Genomic DNA, 15225 nt, shown 5'->3' with positions numbered 1-15225 from the left:
GATTCCAATACGAGTATTGGGCAGTTTGTCGGCCGGCAAACGAGAACAATGAGCGATTGAGAACGCGATGAACCGATATGGTTCACCGCGTGGGGACAAGTTATGGCAGGACTTGCTTGAACGGCTTGACCAGAACGTTGGCGTAGACGCCTGCGGCAATGTACGGATCGGCGTCGGCCCAGGCCTGGGCGGCGCTCAGGGAGTCGAATTCGGCGACGATCAGGCTGCCGGTGAAGCCCGCCGCGCCCGGATCATTGCTGTCGACCGCCGGATTTGGGCCGGCCAGAACGATGCGGCCTTCGCCCTTGAGCACTTGCAGGCGCTCGAGGTGCGCAGGCCGTGCGGCCAGGCGGGCTTCCAGGGAATTGGCGACGTCTGTGGCAATGATTGCGTAAAGCATGTCAGTCCTCGGTTTTTGGCGTAGTGGTATCGGCATCGTGCAGATGGCGGGACAGGTAGATGCCCTGGCCGACCAGGAACAGCAAAGTCATGCCCAGGCTGCCGAAGACCTTGAAGTCGACCCAGTAGCTCTGGAAGGTGAACGCGACAAACAGGTTGGCGGCACCGCAAAACAGGAAGAAGGCGATCCAGGCAATGTTCAGGCGCGTCCAGACCGGTTCCGGCAAGGTCAGCGCGTGGCCCATGATGCGCTTGATCAGCAGGCTGTCACCGACGAAGTGGCTGCCAATGAACGCGAGGGCGAACAGCCAGTTGACCACCGGGGCTTTCCACTTCAGGAACGTCTCGCTGTGGAACGCCAGGGTCAGGCTGCCGAAGACCAGGCAGGCGATCAGGGTCAGCCACTGGCTCTTCTCCAGCTTGCGCTGCTTGATGAACAGTGTGCCGTAGACCACCAGGGAACTGACGATCAGCATCGCGGTGGCGCTGTAAATACCGCCTACAGTGATCTCATGACCGTCGATGTCGACGACCCGTGGATCGATTTTGAAGACGATGAAAAACAGCAGGAGCGGGATGAAATCGATGAATTGTTTCACAGTGGCAGCCAGAAGCAGGATGTGGCGGCATAATAACAAACATATGGGCGCGCGATAGCGCCAGCTGATTTGAGGTTACAAAGCCCTGTGAATGTTGATTTGCACTGCCATAGCACGGCCTCCGATGGCGCCCTGGCGCCTGCGGTTCTGGTGGCGCGGGCGTTCGAGAAAGGCGTGCGAGTCCTGGCCTTGACCGATCACGACACCCTCGAGGGCCTCGACGAGGCCCGGCACGCGGCTACCGCGCTGGGGATGCAACTGGTCAACGGCGTCGAATTGTCCTGCACCTGGGGCGGCGCGACCATTCATGTCCTGGGCTACGGATTTGACGTGAATGCCGCGCCGTTGGTCGAGGCCATCGCCAGATTGCATGATGGCCGCTGGCTACGCTCCGAGGAAATCAGCCGCAAACTGGCGCTCAAAGGCATGCCGGGGGCGCTGGATGGCGCTCGGGAGATCCAGCAGGAGCTGGGCGACAGCGGTAACGCGCCGGCCCGCCCGCATTTCGCCGACTGGATGGTGCGTGAAGGTTTCGTCAAGGACCGCGCCGAGGCGTTCCGCAAATGGCTGGGCGCCGGCAAGCTGGGCGACGTCAAGCAACACTGGCCGACCCTGGAAGAAACCGTCGAAACCCTGCGCGCAGCCAAGGCCTGGGTCAGCCTGGCACATCCCTGGCACTACGAATTCACCCGAAGCAAGCGTCGTCGGCTGATTGCCGACTATATTCATGCAGGGGGCCACGCCATCGAAGTGGTCAATGGTTACCAGCCTGCCGAGCAAGTGGGCAGTCTGGCCATTCTCGCTCGCGAATTCGGTCTGCTGGTCAGTGCCGGCAGTGATTTTCATGGCCCTGGAGGCTGGTCGGAGATCGGTGAATACCGGCCACTCCCGGAGGATCTGCCGCCGCTATGGTGTCGATTCAAACATGACCCAGTTATTGCCGCCGTCTGAACAGGTAGAGAATGTGAGTCAATTTTTCCAGATTCATCCGGAAAACCCGCAAGCGCGCCTGATCAAACAGGCAGTCGAAATCATCCGCAAGGGCGGGGTGGTGATTTATCCCACAGACTCTTCCTACGCCATTGGTTGCCAGATCGGCGACAAAGTGGCTGTGGAGCGCGTGCGACGTTTGCGCGGGCTGGATGAAAAGCACAATTTCGCGCTGATTTGCTGCGACCTGTCGCAACTGGGGCTGTTTGCCAAGATCGACACCGGCACTTTCCGCTTGCTCAAGGCCCACTTGCCGGGGCCGTACACCTTCATTCTCAACGCCACCCGCGAAGTGCCGCGACTGTTGCTGCACCCGAAAAAACGCACCATCGGTCTGCGGGTGCCAAGCCATCCGATTGCCCTGGCACTGTTGGAGCAGCTTGGCGAGCCATTGATGAGCGTGAGTCTGATCATGCCCGGTGAAACCGACCCGATGTATGACCCCTATGAAATGCGCCAACTGCTCGAACACCAGGTCGATCTGATCATCGACGGTGGTTTCGGCGGGATCAAGGCGTCCACCGTGATCAACCTCGCCGACGGCGAGCCGGAAGTCATTCGCGTTGGTTGCGGCGACCCTGCGCCGTTCATGGTCGAGGCCTAGATGTCCGCAGTAGAGCCCGTCGACAGTCAGGCCGGAGCCCAGCAGGAACTGCCCTTCGCCATGGTCTATGGCCAGGCGGTCATGGAAATGCCGCTGGACCTGTACATCCCGCCGGACGCCCTTGAAGTCTTCCTCGAAGCCTTCGAAGGGCCCCTCGACCTGCTGCTGTACCTGATCCGCAAACAGAACATCAACATCCTCGACATCCCCGTAGCGGAGATCACTCGCCAGTACATGGGCTACGTCGAGTTGATGCAGTCGGTGCGCCTGGAGCTGGCCGCCGAGTACCTGGTGATGGCCGCGATGCTGGCCGAGATCAAGTCGCGGATGCTGCTGCCACGGGCTGAAACCGTCGAAGACGAAGAGGAAGACCCGCGCGCCGAACTGATCCGCCGTTTGCAGGAGTACGAGCGTTTCAAGGCCGCCGCCGAAGGCATCGATGGCCTGAGCCGTGTCGGTCGCGACGTGGTGGTGCCCAAGCTCGACGCCCCCGAGGCCCGGGCACGCAAGCTGTTGCCGGATGTGCGCTTGTCAGAGCTGCTGTTGTCCATGGCCGAGGTGTTACGCCGTGGCGACATGTTCGAAAGCCATCAGGTCAGCCGCGAGGCGCTGTCGACCCGCGAGCGCATGAGCGATGTGCTGGAACGGCTCAAGGGCGGCGGTTTCGTGCCGTTTGTCGAGCTGTTCACCGCTGAAGAAGGGCGCCTGGGGGTGGTGGTGACCTTCATGGCGATCCTTGAATTGGTCAAGGAATCCCTGGTCGAGCTGGTGCAGAATGAGCCATTTGCCGCGATCCACGTGCGAGCCCGAGCCGAATAACGAGTCGAAACATGAACCTGACTGAACCCCGTGATCTGGCACCCTTGCTTGAAGCCTTTCTGTTGGCCTCGGGAAAACCGCAATCCCTGGAAAGCCTGTTCGAACTCTTCGAGGAAGGCGAGCGCCCGGAACCGCCGGTCTTCAAGAAGGCCCTGACGATTCTCGCGAAGTCCTGCGATGGCCGTGCGTTTGAACTCAAGGAAGTGGCCTCGGGGTATCGCCTGCAAATTCGCGAGAAATTTGCGCCGTGGGTTGGGCGTCTGTGGGAAGAGCGCCCGCAGCGTTACTCCCGGGCCATGTTGGAAACCATGGCGCTGATTGCCTATCGCCAGCCGATCACCCGCGGCGAAATCGAAGACGTGCGGGGCGTGGCGGTCAACAGCAATATCGTCAAGACCTTGATGGAGCGCGAGTGGATCCGCATCGTCGGTTACCGCGACGTGCCCGGTAAACCGGCGATGTTCGCCACCACCAAGGCGTTCCTCGATCACTTCAACCTGAAAAACCTCGACGACCTCCCGCCGCTGGCGGAACTGCGCGAGCTGGAACCGGATCCGGTGCTCGACTTCGACGACGCCCCCGTCCCCGCCGGGTTGCAAGAGCAGGCCGATGCCAGCGCCGAGCCGGAAGAGCCGAAAGAAGAAACCAGTTTTCACACGCTGCTGCTGGAACTGGACAGCATGGAGGAGGGGCTCAAGACCGACTTCGACGACTTGTTGCGTGATGGTGCGTCGCCTGAGTTCGATTCGGAACAGTCGGTTATCGAGCCAGAAGTTGAAGCGGCACAGCCCGAGCCTGAACCGGAAGGCGAGCCTGAGCCGGAAATTGAACCGGAGCAGGACGACGACATCCTCGGCGTTGCCGAAGCCCGGGAAAAACTTTTGGCTGCTGTAGCTGCGCTCGAACAGACGAAACCCGAGCCCGAACTGTCGGACGAAGAAGCCGAAGCCCAGGCCCTGGCCGAAGCCATCGAAGCGGAACGCCGCGAACTTGAAGATTGACACGTACCCTGTGGGAGCGAGCTTGCTCGCGATGACGGCAGTACATTCAATATCAAGGTGACTTATCCATCGCTATCGCGAGCAAGCTCGCTCCCACAGGGTTTTGTGCTCGCCGGAAGACTGCGGACCACCGGTCGGCGGAAAAACAAATAACCTTGCTTTGATCAGCTAGTCTCTGATGCGCAAACGCCCTCATGCGCGTATGATTCGCGACCCTTCGGCGATCCCTTCGCCCAAGTACCCAGTTTTCAGACCACACCGGGAGGTGCCCAGATGAGTATCAAAGACCAGCAAGACGACCAGCCAATCGGCCCAGCAGGCGAAAAACTGCAAAAAGTCCTCGCCCGTATCGGCGTCGGCTCGCGCCGTGACGTGGAAGCCTGGATCAGCCACGGCCGCATCAAGGTCAACGGCAAAGACGCCACCCTTGGCCAGCGCGTCGACATGCACGACGCCATCACCATCGATGGCAAGGTGATCAAGCGTGAAGAGGCCGCCGAGTCGGTGCGCCGCGTGATCATGTACAACAAGCCGGACGGCGAGATCTGCACCCGTGTCGACCCGGAAGGTCGCCCAACGGTGTTCGACAAGATGCCGCGCCCTAAAGAGGGACGCTGGATCAACATCGGTCGTCTGGACATCAACACCACCGGTCTGCTGATGTTCACCACCGACGGTGAGCTGGCCAACCGCCTGATGCACCCTTCCTACGAAATGGACCGTGAATACGCGGTGCGTGTGCGTGGCGAAGTCGATGACGAGATGATCGAGCGTCTGAAGGCTGGCGTTGTCCTTGAAGATGGCCCGGCCAAGTTCACCGACATCAAGCAGGCGCCAGGTGGCGAAGGTTTCAACCACTGGTACCACTGCGTGGTGATGGAAGGTCGTAACCGCGAAGTACGTCGTCTGTGGGAATCCCAGGGTCTGGTGGTCAGCCGTCTGAAGCGCGTGCGTTTCGGTCCGGTGTTCCTCAATTCCGACCTGCCGATGGGTCGCTGGCGCGAAATGAGCCAGTACGAAGTCGACATTCTGAGTGCCGAGGTCGGCCTGACGCCGGTCGCGATGCCGCAGATGAATGCCAAGAGTAAAGACAAGCTTGACCGGATGCAGCGCAAGTCTTCGCGTCCGATGGCCAAGACCGAGCGCGTGCGTACCCTGCGTCCGGCCACTGGCGCAGCCGCCGCACCTGCCGCACCTCGTGCCAGCCGCGAGCCGCAGATCGAAGGCGAGCGTCCAGGGCGCAAGCCTGCTGCCCGTCAGGACGGCGAGCGCGGTCCGCGCACACCTCGTCCGGCCAACGGCCGTACTGAGCGTGGCGAAGGTCGTGGTACGCCGGTAGCCGATCGCCCGGCCGATACCAAGCGCCCGGCCAAGCCTGCACCGAAGCGTCCGGGGATCAAACTGGTCGACGGCGATACGCCATCGGGCAAGCGCCGTGGTGCACCGGCCGGTTCCGGCCAGCGTCCGGGCTTTGGTCGTCGTAAGCCGGAGTAAGGCAGCGGTAAGTTTCGAGCTGCAAGTAAAAACGTCAGCCTTCGGGTTGGCGTTTTTTTTGGTCTGGCTTTAATTCTATGTTGTTTTTGAGGCCGCCATCGCGAGCAAGCTCGCTCCCACATTTTGATCGCGATTCTCCGAGCAAACTCATCTCCCTGTGGGAGCGAGCTTGCTCGCGATGGCGTCAGTCGCCGCACCGAGAGCTTCCATGTGGAAACACTGATTTACGACATGTAAAGAAAACCTGACAAAATCCACCGATTAACCCCGTGGATTCGCCACTTCCTGGATGCCGTAAGAAAACGCTTACGCATCAGCGCCTTCCTTCCTCATTCAAACCCTCTAGCCCGCTTGTTTCAACACTCCATGCAGGGTGTTATGCGCGCCATGCCTGTCGTGCAGGTGCATAACAAAAAGGAGGCGCAATGAACGCCGTATTCCATCTCCATCTCTCTGCGAGAGGCGGTTTTCCTGCCTTTCCCGTCGATGATCCGCAAGGATCTGACCCAATTTTTGCAGCCGCCCGAGCCTCTCGGGGCGGACACAGGCAATCCCGGCCATAGACACGCTTGTCCAGCGGGTCTGGCAGCAGGGGGTTACGGGTGTACAATGCGCCGCGTTTTACCTGTGACCTCCTGCGCATCTGCGCAAACCTCAAGGCTATCCGCCTTGTTCACTCCGTCGCGTCACGAGCGTGTCGGGTTCGATTTCGTCACAGATAAAAACAAACAGGTGACGCATGACCGTTGTAATTACGCTGAACTCCTGGTGCCTGCGCTGGGGTTTGATCGGTGCCGCTTAACGCCTTTCTTGAGCAGCAACGTCTACTGAACATCATCAAACCTTGCGTGAGACCCTTTTCATGAGTGGACAAAACCCGCAATCAGGCGAGCTGAAACGCGGCCTGAAAAATCGCCACATTCAACTGATCGCCCTCGGTGGCGCGATCGGAACCGGCTTGTTCCTCGGCTCGGCCGGGGTACTGAAATCCGCCGGCCCGTCAATGATCCTCGGCTACGCCATCTGCGGCTTCATCGCCTTCATGATCATGCGCCAACTGGGCGAAATGATTGTCGAAGATCCGGTGGCCGGCTCCTTCAGCCATTTTGCGCACAAGTACTGGGGCGGCTTTGCCGGCTTCCTGTCGGGCTGGAACTGCTGGATTCTGTACATTCTGGTGGGCATGTCGGAGCTGACCGCAGTCGGCAAATACATCCACTACTGGGCACCGGACATCCCGACCTGGGTCTCCGCAGCTGCCTTCTTCGTGCTGATCAACGCCATCAACCTGGCCAACGTCAAAGTGTTCGGCGAGGCCGAGTTCTGGTTCGCGATCATCAAGGTCGTGGCGATCGTCGGCATGATTGCTCTGGGTAGCTACCTGCTGGTCAGCGGCAATGGCGGCCCGCAAGCAGCGGTCAGCAACCTGTGGTCCCACGGTGGCTTCTTCCCGAACGGCGTCAGCGGCCTGGTGATGGCCATGGCTTTCATCATGTTTTCCTTCGGTGGTCTGGAAATGCTCGGTTTCACCGCTGCCGAAGCCGACAAACCGAAAACCGTGATCCCGAAAGCTATCAACCAGGTGATCTACCGGATCCTGATTTTCTACATCGGCGCCCTGGTCATCCTGCTGTCGTTGACCCCATGGGACAGCTTGCTGACCACCCTGAACGCCTCCGGTGATTCCTACAGCGGCAGCCCGTTCGTGCAAGTGTTCTCGATGCTGGGCAGCAACACCGCTGCGCACATCCTCAACTTCGTGGTCCTGACCGCGGCGTTGTCGGTGTACAACAGCGGCACCTACTGCAACAGCCGCATGCTGCTGGGCATGGCCGAGCAGGGTGACGCGCCGAAGGGTCTGGCGAAAATCGACAAGCGCGGCGTGCCAGTGCGTTCGATCCTGGCCTCGGCCGCCGTGACCCTGATCGCGGTGTTGCTGAACTACCTGATCCCGCAAAACGCGCTGGAACTGCTGATGTCGCTGGTGGTAGCCACCCTGGTGATCAACTGGGCGATGATCAGCTACTCGCACTTCAAGTTCCGCCAGCACATGAACAAGACCAAGCAGACGCCGCTGTTCAAGGCCCTGTGGTACCCGTACGGCAACTACATCTGCCTGGCGTTCGTGGTGTTCGTCCTGGGTGTGATGCTGTTGATTCCGGGGATTCAGACATCGGTGTATGCGATTCCGGTGTGGCTGGTGTTCATGTGGGTCTGCTACGGCATCAAGAACAAGCGCAGTGCGCAACATGCACTGCAGGTTGCCGGCTCTGCGGCGAAGTAAACGCAGAGCGCAGAAACAACAAACCCGGCCATGTGCCGGGTTTGTTGTTTTAGGGCATACACATTTCCCTGTGGGAGCGAGCTTGCTCGCGATGAGGCCGTGTCAGTCGCCATCATCGCTGCCTGACACACTGCTATCGCGAGCAAGCTCGCTCCCACATTTTTTCCTCGCATGCCTTATCCTGCACGTACTGAATACGGACGCTTTTCCATGCTGGTGATTTCCAACAATGTGCATCTGCCGGATGCCGAGATCGAGTTGACGGCCATTCGCGCCCAGGGCGCCGGTGGGCAGAACGTCAACAAGGTCTCCAGTGCCGTGCACCTGCGCTTCGACATTCCGGCGTCGTCCTTGCCCGAGTTCTACAAGGAACGGCTGCTGGCGCTGCGCGACAGCCGAATCACCGCCGACGGTGTGTTGATCATCAAGGCCCAGCAATACCGCACGCAGGAGCAGAACCGCGCCGATGCGCTGTTGCGGCTGACCGAGTTGATCCTCAGCGCCACCAAGGTCGAAAAGAAGCGCCGTCCGACCAAGCCGACCCTCGGCTCGAAGACCCGTCGCCTCGAGTCCAAGAGCAAGCGCGGCAACATCAAGGCCGGGCGCGGCAAGGTCGACTTCTAGCGGGCGTCCCGCGCCTCGCGTTGCTTCGGTGCCTGTCGGTACAAGTACAGGCTCAGTATCAATCCGCTCAAGGCGGCGAAGGCGGCGAACAGGAAGATCGAAGCGAACCCGAACCCGGCTGCAATTGCGCCGGCCAACGGCCCGGTGATCCCCAGCGACAAGTCGATGAACAGCGAATAGGCGCCGACGGCTGCGCCACGGCTGGACGCCGGTACCAGGTTGACCGCCTCCACTCCCAGTGCCGGAAACACCAGCGAAAAGCCAAAGCCGCTCAGCGCCGCCCCCGCCAGAGCCCAATGCGCATCCGGTGCCAGCCACAGCAACAGCAATCCCAGGGTTTCCACTGACAGGCAGGCAATGGCCACGCGAAAGCCGCCGAGGCGGTTGATCAGGTTGCCGAACAGCAAGCGCGCGCCAATGAAGCTGGCGCCGAACAGGCTCAGGCACAGCACCGCGTTGTCCCAGTGTTGGGTGGCGTAATACAGGGTGATGAAGGTGGCGATGGTGCCGAAACCGATGGAGCCCAGGGCCAGGCCGCAGCCGTGGGGGAAGACCCGCCCGAGCACGTGTATGAACGGCAGGCGCTCACCGGCAACGATCGGCGCGGCAGTTTTCGGCCAGGCCAGCAGCAGGCCGAGCACGGCCAGCAACACAATGCTCACACCCATGCTCCACAAGCCCAGTTGATGGACGAGCAACACGCCCAAGGGCGCGCCGACGGCCAATGCGCCGTAGCTGGCGATACCGTTCCACGAGATGACCTTGGCGGTGTTCGCCGCACCGACCCGGCCGATGCCCCAGCCAATCGAGCCCGAACCCACCAGGCTTTCCGCGCTGCCGAGCACCAGTCGGCCGATCAACAGGCTGATCAGGCTCAAGGCCGGCAGGCTCTGGGTCCAGGCTGAGATCAACATGAACACACCGCTCAAGCCGCAACCGGCCAGGCCATACATCACAGCCAGCTTGCTGCCCTTGTTGTCGATGATTTTCCCGGCATAGGGGCGGCTGAGCAGGGTGGCCAGGTATTGCACGCTGATCACCAGGCCCGCGATCACCGCGCCGAAGCCCAGGTCGCTGTGGACGTAACCGGGCAATACGGCCAGGGGGATGCCGATGTTCAGGTAGCCGATGAAGGTGAAAAGGACGATGGAAACAACTTGCAGCGTGACCGCCAGGGGGCGCTGGTTTTCAGGCATGGGTAAAGGTCCACGGTAAAGCAGGATAGATAGGCTGCTTATGATAGCGGTGTGGACGGTCGCAGGTTGTGAAAAAGTAAAACTATTTGCCGGGTGCTGTCATTCAGGTTTGACGGGAGCGACCAGCTGCGTGGTGACCAGGGCGGCCAGCGCATTTTCCTGGGTGCCGAAGCGGGCGAGCAACGAGGCTTGCTTCTCGGGGGAGAGGCGATTCCAGATTCCGATCATTTTCTCGGCGGTACCGATCAGGACGCTGGCCTGGGCTTCGCTGAATTCATCGGTCATGGGTAAAGGCTCTTTCAGGCAGTGTGGAAAGCGCATGTTAGCGCTTTCCACACGGTCTGTACGGCGGGTGTTTCAGTCTTCGCTGTCAGCCTGGCGGCTGCCAGTGGCTTCTTTCGGCTCGGGTTGTTGGGCTCCGGCTTGCTGCGTGGTCGTCTGCTCAGGTTCGTGCAGGCTTGGGAAGGGGAGATTAGGAATCTCGTGCATAGTCGCGCTCCTCGCTAAGTCTGTTGATAGATCTGGTAGATCCGCGCTTTTAAAAAGCCTGGGCAGGATACAGCACTGAAAATGACAAACGGACTTTTATATCCATTTGTTTCGACGGATGGGATTGTCTAGACATGACTGGAGGAGCGACACAAAACAAATGTGGGAGCGAGCTTGCTCGCGATGGCGGAGTGTCATTCAACGGTGATGTTGACTGATAGACCGCTATCGCGAGCAGGCTCGCTCCCACAGGGGGCTTGCAGTGCCTGATGGTTATTTGCAGACGCTGGCAATCGCCGCGGCCAGCAAATCCAAACGCGTAGCATCAATGCCGGCGACGTTGGCCCGACCCGAACTGACCATGTACACGCTGTGGTTGTCCCGCAGGTTCTTCACTTGCTCAGGCGACAGGCCGGTATAGGAGAACATCCCGCGTTGCACGCCAATGTGCGCAAAACGCTCGCGCAAACCGTGCGGCTCCAGCGCCTCCACCAGACCGCTGCGCAGTTGGGCGATACGCAGGCGCATGCCTTCCACTTCGTCAGCCCAGAGGTTTTTCAGCTCCGGATCGCCGAGGATGGTCGCGACCACCGCCGCACCGTGATCCGGTGGCGTTGACCACAGGTTGCGGGCGATGTTGGCCAGCTGACTGCGGATGTCGGTGAGCTTGTCAGCGGTTTTCGCGCAGACAATCAGCGCGCCAGTGCGGTCGCGGTACAGGCCGAAGTTCTTCGAGCAGGAACTGGTGATCAACAGTTCCGGCAACTCGGCGGCGAACAACCGGGTCGACCAGGCATCCTGTTCCAGGCCATCGCCGAATCCTTGATACGCGAAGTCGATCAGTGGCAGGAGTTCGCGCTTGCGTACTACCTCCAGCACCCTCTGCCAGTCATCCTGGGACAGGTCGAAACCGGTCGGGTTGTGGCAACAGGCGTGCAGCAAGACCACGTCACCCTTGGGCGCTTCATTGAGCGCCGCCAGCATGCCGTCGACATCCAGTCGGTTGTCACTGCCCACGTACGGGTAGTGGCTGACCTTGACCTTGGCTGTCGCAAAAATCGTTTCGTGGATCGGCCAGGTCGGGTTGCTCAACCACACGCCGCGCCCCGGCAGGCATTGGGCGATAAAGTCAGCGCTCAGACGCAAAGCCCCGGTGCCGCCCGGAGTCTGGGTGGCGCCGGCGCGTTGTGCGCTGATCAGCTTCGAGTCGGCACCCAACACCAGTTCATTGATCGCCTTGCCGAACGCCGGTTCGCCGTGACCACCGATGTAGGTCTTGGTGGACTGATGCTCCACCAGGCGTTGCTCGGCAAGTTTCACCGACTCGAGAATCGGCGTCAGGCCCTTGGCGTCTTTGTAGACACCCACGCCCAGATCGAACTTGCGCGGGTTCGGGTCCTGCGCGTAGGCCTCCATCAGGCCGAGGATCGGGTCGCCAGGCACTCGACCGATGGCGTCGAAATGCATTACTTGCGCCCCTCAGCGTCCTGCGCCACTTCGTCAGTGCGCGCGGCCATGATGAAGTCGTTGCGGTGCAGGCCCTTGATCGAGTGGCTCCACCAGGTCACGGTCACTTTGCCCCACTCGGTCAGCAGGCCCGGGTGGTGGCCTTCGGCCTCGGAGATTTCACCGACGGCGTTGGTGAACGCCAGGGCGTGCTTGAAGTTCTTGAACAGGAAGACCTTTTCCAGCTGCATGATGCTGTCACGTACTTCGATGTTCCAGTCCGGGATCTGCTTGATCAGGATCGGCAGTTCTTCGTCGCTGACTTGTGGGGCGTCGGCGCGGCAGGCTTCGCAATGGGCTTGAGTTAATGCGGTCATGATGTGTTCCTGAAATCGAATGTTGGGAAATCGGCCCTCAGTGCTACCACGCTAATCCAAAGCGATGGTTTCTGACAGGCTCACTTGATTCTAAAAGCGGCGGATCACGCGGCTTTTGGTTTTGGCGGAAATTTCGGTGCGTGCAGACCCATCTGCATCGCTTGCTTGACCATGCCCATGATGTCTTCGTGAGCGAGGTCGAACAGACGCTTGAGATTTGGCAACGCGAAGTACAGTGGCTGCAAGATGTCGATGCGGTAGGGCGTGCGCATGCATTCCAGCGGATCGAACGCCTGATGCTCAGGCTCGTCCGACAGGCAATACACGGTCTCTTTCGGAGAAGACAGAATGCCGCCGCCGTAGATGCGCTGGCCTTGCGGGGTGTCGACCAGGCCGAATTCGATGGTCATCCAGTACAGGCGCGCCAGGTACACGCGTTCTTCCTTGGAAGCCTTGAGGCCGAGTTTGCCGTAGGTGTGGGTGAATTCGGCAAACCACGGGTTGGTCAGCAGCGGGCAGTGACCGAAGATCTCGTGGAAAATGTCCGGCTCTTGCAGGTAATCCAGCTCTTCGCGGGTACGAATGAAGGTAGCCACTGGAAACTGCTTGCTGGCCAGCAATTCGAAAAAGGTCTGGAAAGGGATCAGCGCCGGTACGCGGGCTACCTGCCAGCCGGTGGTTTCACCGAGGACCTTGTTGATTTCGCCGAGTTGAGGAATGCGGTCGTGGGGCAGACCGAGTTTTTCGATACCGTCCAGGTACTCCTGGCACGCACGCCCTTCGATCACTTTCAGTTGACGAGTGATCAGCGTGTTCCACACCGCGTGTTCTTCGGCGGGGTAGTCGATAAAACCTTGCGCATCGGGCTCGCGAGCCACGTATTGCGTCTGCTTCATGCTGCTCTCCTGCTAGGGATTTCGTTCTTGTTATGTACTGCTATAGACCTAGAAATACCCCATGGATTGCACCGTTGCAGCAGGTGCTCGGCGTCAAGCGCAGAAAAATCCCTCGATAATCGTAAAGTTTTCGTTACGAGTGGCCGCTTGTTGCGTACTGGCTGAGATTTTCGGGTTTGAAAAGCGCCTTTCCTGTCACATAATCTTGACGACTATCTGAGCGCCCACGCAGAAAAATCCCTGCCATTGGCCTCGTCCTTCACTGTTTGGGCCTTTTTTATGCGTATCAAAGTCCACTGCCAGAACCGCATCGGCATCCTGCGCGACATTCTCAACCTGTTGGTGGAGTACGGGATCAACGTGGCCCGTGGTGAGGTGGGCGGTGAGCATGGCAACGCCATCTACCTGCATTGCCCGAACCTGATCAACATTCAGTTCCAGGCCTTGCGTCCGAAATTCGAAGCGATTGCCGGGGTTTTCGGCGTCAAGCGTGTAGGGCTGATGCCGAGCGAGCGTCGGCATATGGAGCTCAACGCACTGCTCGGTGCGCTGGAGTTTCCGGTGCTGTCGATCGACATGGGCGGTTCCATTGTCGCGGCCAACCGGGCAGCGGCGCAGTTGCTCGGGGTGCGGGTCGACGAGGTGCCGGGTATTCCCCTTTCGCGGTACGCCGAAGATTTCGATTTGCCGGAACTGGTGCGCGCCAACAAGTCGCGGATCAACGGGCTGCGGGTCAAGGTCAAGGGGGATGTGTTCCTGGCCGACATCGCGCCATTGCAGTCCGAGCACGACGACAGCGAGGCCATGGCCGGTGCGGTGTTGACATTGCATCGCGCCGACCGGGTGGGCGAGCGCATCTACAACGTGCGCAAGCAGGAACTGCGCGGGTTCGACAGCATCTTTCAGAGCTCGAAAGTGATGGCCGCGGTAGTGCGCGAGGCACGGCGTATGGCGCCACTGGATGCACCGCTATTGATAGAGGGCGAGACCGGTACCGGCAAAGAATTGTTGGCACGGGCCTGCCATCTGGCCAGTCCTCGTGGGCAGTCACCGTTAATGGCGCTCAATTGCGCCGGTTTGCCGGAGTCCATGGCCGAGACGGAATTGTTCGGTTATGGCCCCGGTGCCTTCGAAGGGGCGCGGGCCGAGGGCAAGCTCGGGCTGCTGGAGCTGACGGCGGGCGGTACGCTGTTTCTCGATGGCGTCGGCGAAATGAGCCCGCGCTTGCAGGTGAAATTGCTGCGCTTCCTGCAGGACGGTTGCTTCCGTCGTGTGGGCAGTGATGAAGAGGTCTACCTCGACGTGCGGGTGATCTGCGCGACCCAGGTCGACCTTTCCGAATTGTGCGCTCGCGGTGAGTTCCGCCAGGACCTCTATCACCGCTTGAATGTGTTGTCGCTGCACATCCCGCCGCTACGCGAATGCCTCGATGGTTTGACGCCGCTGGTGGAGCACTTCCTCGATCAGGCCAGCCGGCAGATCGGTTGCCCGTTGCCAAAACTGGCTCCGGCGGCCATGGAGCGGCTCAGTCATTACCATTGGCCGGGCAACGTGCGGCAACTGGAGAACGTGCTGTTCCAGGCGGTTTCCCTGTGCGACGGCGGCACGGTCAAGGCCGAGCACATTCGTTTGCCGGATTATGGCGTGCGTCAGCCCCTTGGCGATTTTTCGCTGGAGGGTGGGTTGGACGAGATCGTCGGGCGTTTCGAGAAGGCGGTGTTGGAGCGGCTGTACTCCGAGCATCCGAGCAGTCGGCAGTTGGGCAAGCGCCTGGGGGTTTCGCATACCACCATTGCCAACAAGTTCTCCTACGTCGAACCCTGTAGGAGCTGCCGAAGGCTGCGATCTTTTGATCCGTTGCCGCGAAGCGGCATGACACCGCCGGTTTTTCGTCTCTGATACAAATCCCCCATCCCCTCTGAATCCTCAAAGTCCCCTGTTTACCGGCCCCCGCGCCGCCAAAAACAAGTTGGTCTGCAAATTGCTTATGGCTCAGCAGTACAGCAG

The 15225-nt window shown here is 60.2% G+C and carries 16 protein-coding genes; 8 read left to right on the top strand and 8 right to left on the bottom strand.

The window, feature by feature from the left end; translation table 11 throughout:
* Positions 1 to 100: 100 nt before the first annotated feature.
* Both AC1D1M_RS12065 and AC1D1M_RS12060 read right to left on the bottom strand, forming a co-directional pair.
* Positions 101 to 400: a YciI family protein gene (locus tag AC1D1M_RS12065; RefSeq protein ID WP_108218598.1), complete on the bottom strand. Its 300-nt coding sequence runs from the start codon at positions 398 to 400 to the stop codon at positions 101 to 103.
* Between the two features lies 1 nt (position 401).
* Positions 402 to 998 (bottom strand): septation protein A, encoded by a 597-nt coding sequence (locus AC1D1M_RS12060; protein ID WP_477775803.1) that lies wholly within the window; start codon positions 996 to 998, stop codon positions 402 to 404.
* 87 nt (positions 999 to 1085) lie between these two features.
* Here AC1D1M_RS12060 and AC1D1M_RS12055 point away from each other — a divergent pair, with 87 nt between their 5' ends.
* The 7 genes from AC1D1M_RS12055 (at position 1086) to arfB (ending at position 8814) form a co-directional block, all read left to right on the top strand.
* Positions 1086 to 1949 carry a PHP domain-containing protein gene (locus AC1D1M_RS12055; protein WP_477775802.1) on the top strand — a complete coding sequence of 288 codons (864 nt, stop codon included), beginning with the start codon at positions 1086 to 1088 and terminating at the stop codon, positions 1947 to 1949.
* Between the two features lie 13 nt (positions 1950 to 1962).
* On the top strand, positions 1963 to 2592 hold the full coding sequence (locus tag AC1D1M_RS12050; RefSeq protein ID WP_204932476.1) for an L-threonylcarbamoyladenylate synthase: 630 nt from the start codon (positions 1963 to 1965) through the stop codon (positions 2590 to 2592).
* A gap of 60 nt (positions 2593 to 2652) precedes the next feature.
* Positions 2653 to 3411 (top strand): segregation and condensation protein A, encoded by a 759-nt coding sequence (locus AC1D1M_RS12045; protein WP_172435389.1) that lies wholly within the window; start codon positions 2653 to 2655, stop codon positions 3409 to 3411.
* Positions 3412 to 3422: 11 nt separating this feature from the next.
* A complete protein-coding gene (scpB, locus tag AC1D1M_RS12040) occupies positions 3423 to 4412 on the top strand; it encodes an SMC-Scp complex subunit ScpB (protein WP_477775801.1) in 990 nt (329 codons plus the stop codon).
* A gap of 273 nt (positions 4413 to 4685) precedes the next feature.
* The gene (rluB, locus tag AC1D1M_RS12035; protein WP_057715929.1) at positions 4686 to 5906 is read left to right on the top strand and encodes a 23S rRNA pseudouridine(2605) synthase RluB; all 1221 of its coding nucleotides are present in this window, start codon (positions 4686 to 4688) and stop codon (positions 5904 to 5906) included.
* A gap of 862 nt (positions 5907 to 6768) precedes the next feature.
* Positions 6769 to 8190, top strand: a complete 1422-nt coding sequence (locus tag AC1D1M_RS12030; protein WP_477775800.1) for an amino acid permease — start codon at positions 6769 to 6771, stop codon at positions 8188 to 8190.
* A gap of 210 nt (positions 8191 to 8400) precedes the next feature.
* The gene (gene arfB / locus AC1D1M_RS12025) at positions 8401 to 8814 is read left to right on the top strand and encodes an alternative ribosome rescue aminoacyl-tRNA hydrolase ArfB (protein ID WP_477775799.1); all 414 of its coding nucleotides are present in this window, start codon (positions 8401 to 8403) and stop codon (positions 8812 to 8814) included.
* On the opposite strand, the gene AC1D1M_RS12020 is transcribed toward arfB, so the two are convergent.
* The 6 genes from AC1D1M_RS12020 to phhA form a co-directional block, all read right to left on the bottom strand.
* Positions 8811 to 10010: an MFS transporter gene (locus AC1D1M_RS12020; protein ID WP_477775798.1), complete on the bottom strand. Its 1200-nt coding sequence runs from the start codon at positions 10008 to 10010 to the stop codon at positions 8811 to 8813. The two genes, arfB and AC1D1M_RS12020, sit on opposite strands and share 4 nt — an antisense overlap.
* A gap of 99 nt (positions 10011 to 10109) precedes the next feature.
* Positions 10110 to 10295: a hypothetical protein gene (locus AC1D1M_RS12015; protein ID WP_477775797.1), complete on the bottom strand. Its 186-nt coding sequence runs from the start codon at positions 10293 to 10295 to the stop codon at positions 10110 to 10112.
* A gap of 72 nt (positions 10296 to 10367) precedes the next feature.
* The gene (locus AC1D1M_RS12010; RefSeq protein ID WP_256590294.1) at positions 10368 to 10499 is read right to left on the bottom strand and encodes a hypothetical protein; all 132 of its coding nucleotides are present in this window, start codon (positions 10497 to 10499) and stop codon (positions 10368 to 10370) included.
* Positions 10500 to 10772: 273 nt separating this feature from the next.
* Positions 10773 to 11966 (bottom strand): amino acid aminotransferase, encoded by a 1194-nt coding sequence (locus tag AC1D1M_RS12005; RefSeq protein ID WP_477775796.1) that lies wholly within the window; start codon positions 11964 to 11966, stop codon positions 10773 to 10775.
* Positions 11966 to 12322 (bottom strand): 4a-hydroxytetrahydrobiopterin dehydratase, encoded by a 357-nt coding sequence (locus AC1D1M_RS12000; protein ID WP_477775795.1) that lies wholly within the window; start codon positions 12320 to 12322, stop codon positions 11966 to 11968. Before AC1D1M_RS12000 ends, AC1D1M_RS12005 begins: the two co-directional genes overlap by 1 nt.
* Positions 12323 to 12426: 104 nt before the next feature.
* On the bottom strand, positions 12427 to 13218 hold the full coding sequence (phhA, locus tag AC1D1M_RS11995) for a phenylalanine 4-monooxygenase (protein WP_108218607.1): 792 nt from the start codon (positions 13216 to 13218) through the stop codon (positions 12427 to 12429).
* A gap of 279 nt (positions 13219 to 13497) precedes the next feature.
* On the opposite strand from phhA, the gene AC1D1M_RS11990 reads away from it, so the two are divergent.
* On the top strand, positions 13498 to 15117 hold the full coding sequence (locus tag AC1D1M_RS11990; protein WP_477775794.1) for a sigma-54-dependent transcriptional regulator: 1620 nt from the start codon (positions 13498 to 13500) through the stop codon (positions 15115 to 15117).
* Positions 15118 to 15225 lie beyond the last annotated feature (108 nt).

The sequence above is a fragment of the Pseudomonas sp. P1_F7 genome (assembly GCF_056405655.1).
The sequence above is the reverse complement of the archived record's forward strand: the minus strand, read 5'-3'. Positions and strand labels throughout refer to the sequence as shown.

Coding starts and splice junctions, on each gene's coding strand:
- scpB (WP_477775801.1), top strand. CDS start 3,423: ATGAACCTGACTGAACCCCGTGATCTGGCACCCTTGCTTGAAGCCTTT.
- AC1D1M_RS12030 (WP_477775800.1), top strand. CDS start 6,769: ATGAGTGGACAAAACCCGCAATCAGGCGAGCTGAAACGCGGCCTGAAA.
- AC1D1M_RS11990 (WP_477775794.1), top strand. CDS start 13,498: ATGCGTATCAAAGTCCACTGCCAGAACCGCATCGGCATCCTGCGCGAC.
- AC1D1M_RS12065 (WP_108218598.1), bottom strand. CDS start 400: ATGCTTTACGCAATCATTGCCACAGACGTCGCCAATTCCCTGGAAGCC.
- arfB (WP_477775799.1), top strand. CDS start 8,401: ATGCTGGTGATTTCCAACAATGTGCATCTGCCGGATGCCGAGATCGAG.
- AC1D1M_RS12010 (WP_256590294.1), bottom strand. CDS start 10,499: ATGCACGAGATTCCTAATCTCCCCTTCCCAAGCCTGCACGAACCTGAG.
- AC1D1M_RS12020 (WP_477775798.1), bottom strand. CDS start 10,010: ATGCCTGAAAACCAGCGCCCCCTGGCGGTCACGCTGCAAGTTGTTTCC.
- rluB (WP_057715929.1), top strand. CDS start 4,686: ATGAGTATCAAAGACCAGCAAGACGACCAGCCAATCGGCCCAGCAGGC.
- AC1D1M_RS12005 (WP_477775796.1), bottom strand. CDS start 11,966: ATGCATTTCGACGCCATCGGTCGAGTGCCTGGCGACCCGATCCTCGGC.
- phhA (WP_108218607.1), bottom strand. CDS start 13,218: ATGAAGCAGACGCAATACGTGGCTCGCGAGCCCGATGCGCAAGGTTTT.
- AC1D1M_RS12045 (WP_172435389.1), top strand. CDS start 2,653: ATGGTCTATGGCCAGGCGGTCATGGAAATGCCGCTGGACCTGTACATC.
- AC1D1M_RS12015 (WP_477775797.1), bottom strand. CDS start 10,295: ATGACCGATGAATTCAGCGAAGCCCAGGCCAGCGTCCTGATCGGTACC.
- AC1D1M_RS12000 (WP_477775795.1), bottom strand. CDS start 12,322: ATGACCGCATTAACTCAAGCCCATTGCGAAGCCTGCCGCGCCGACGCC.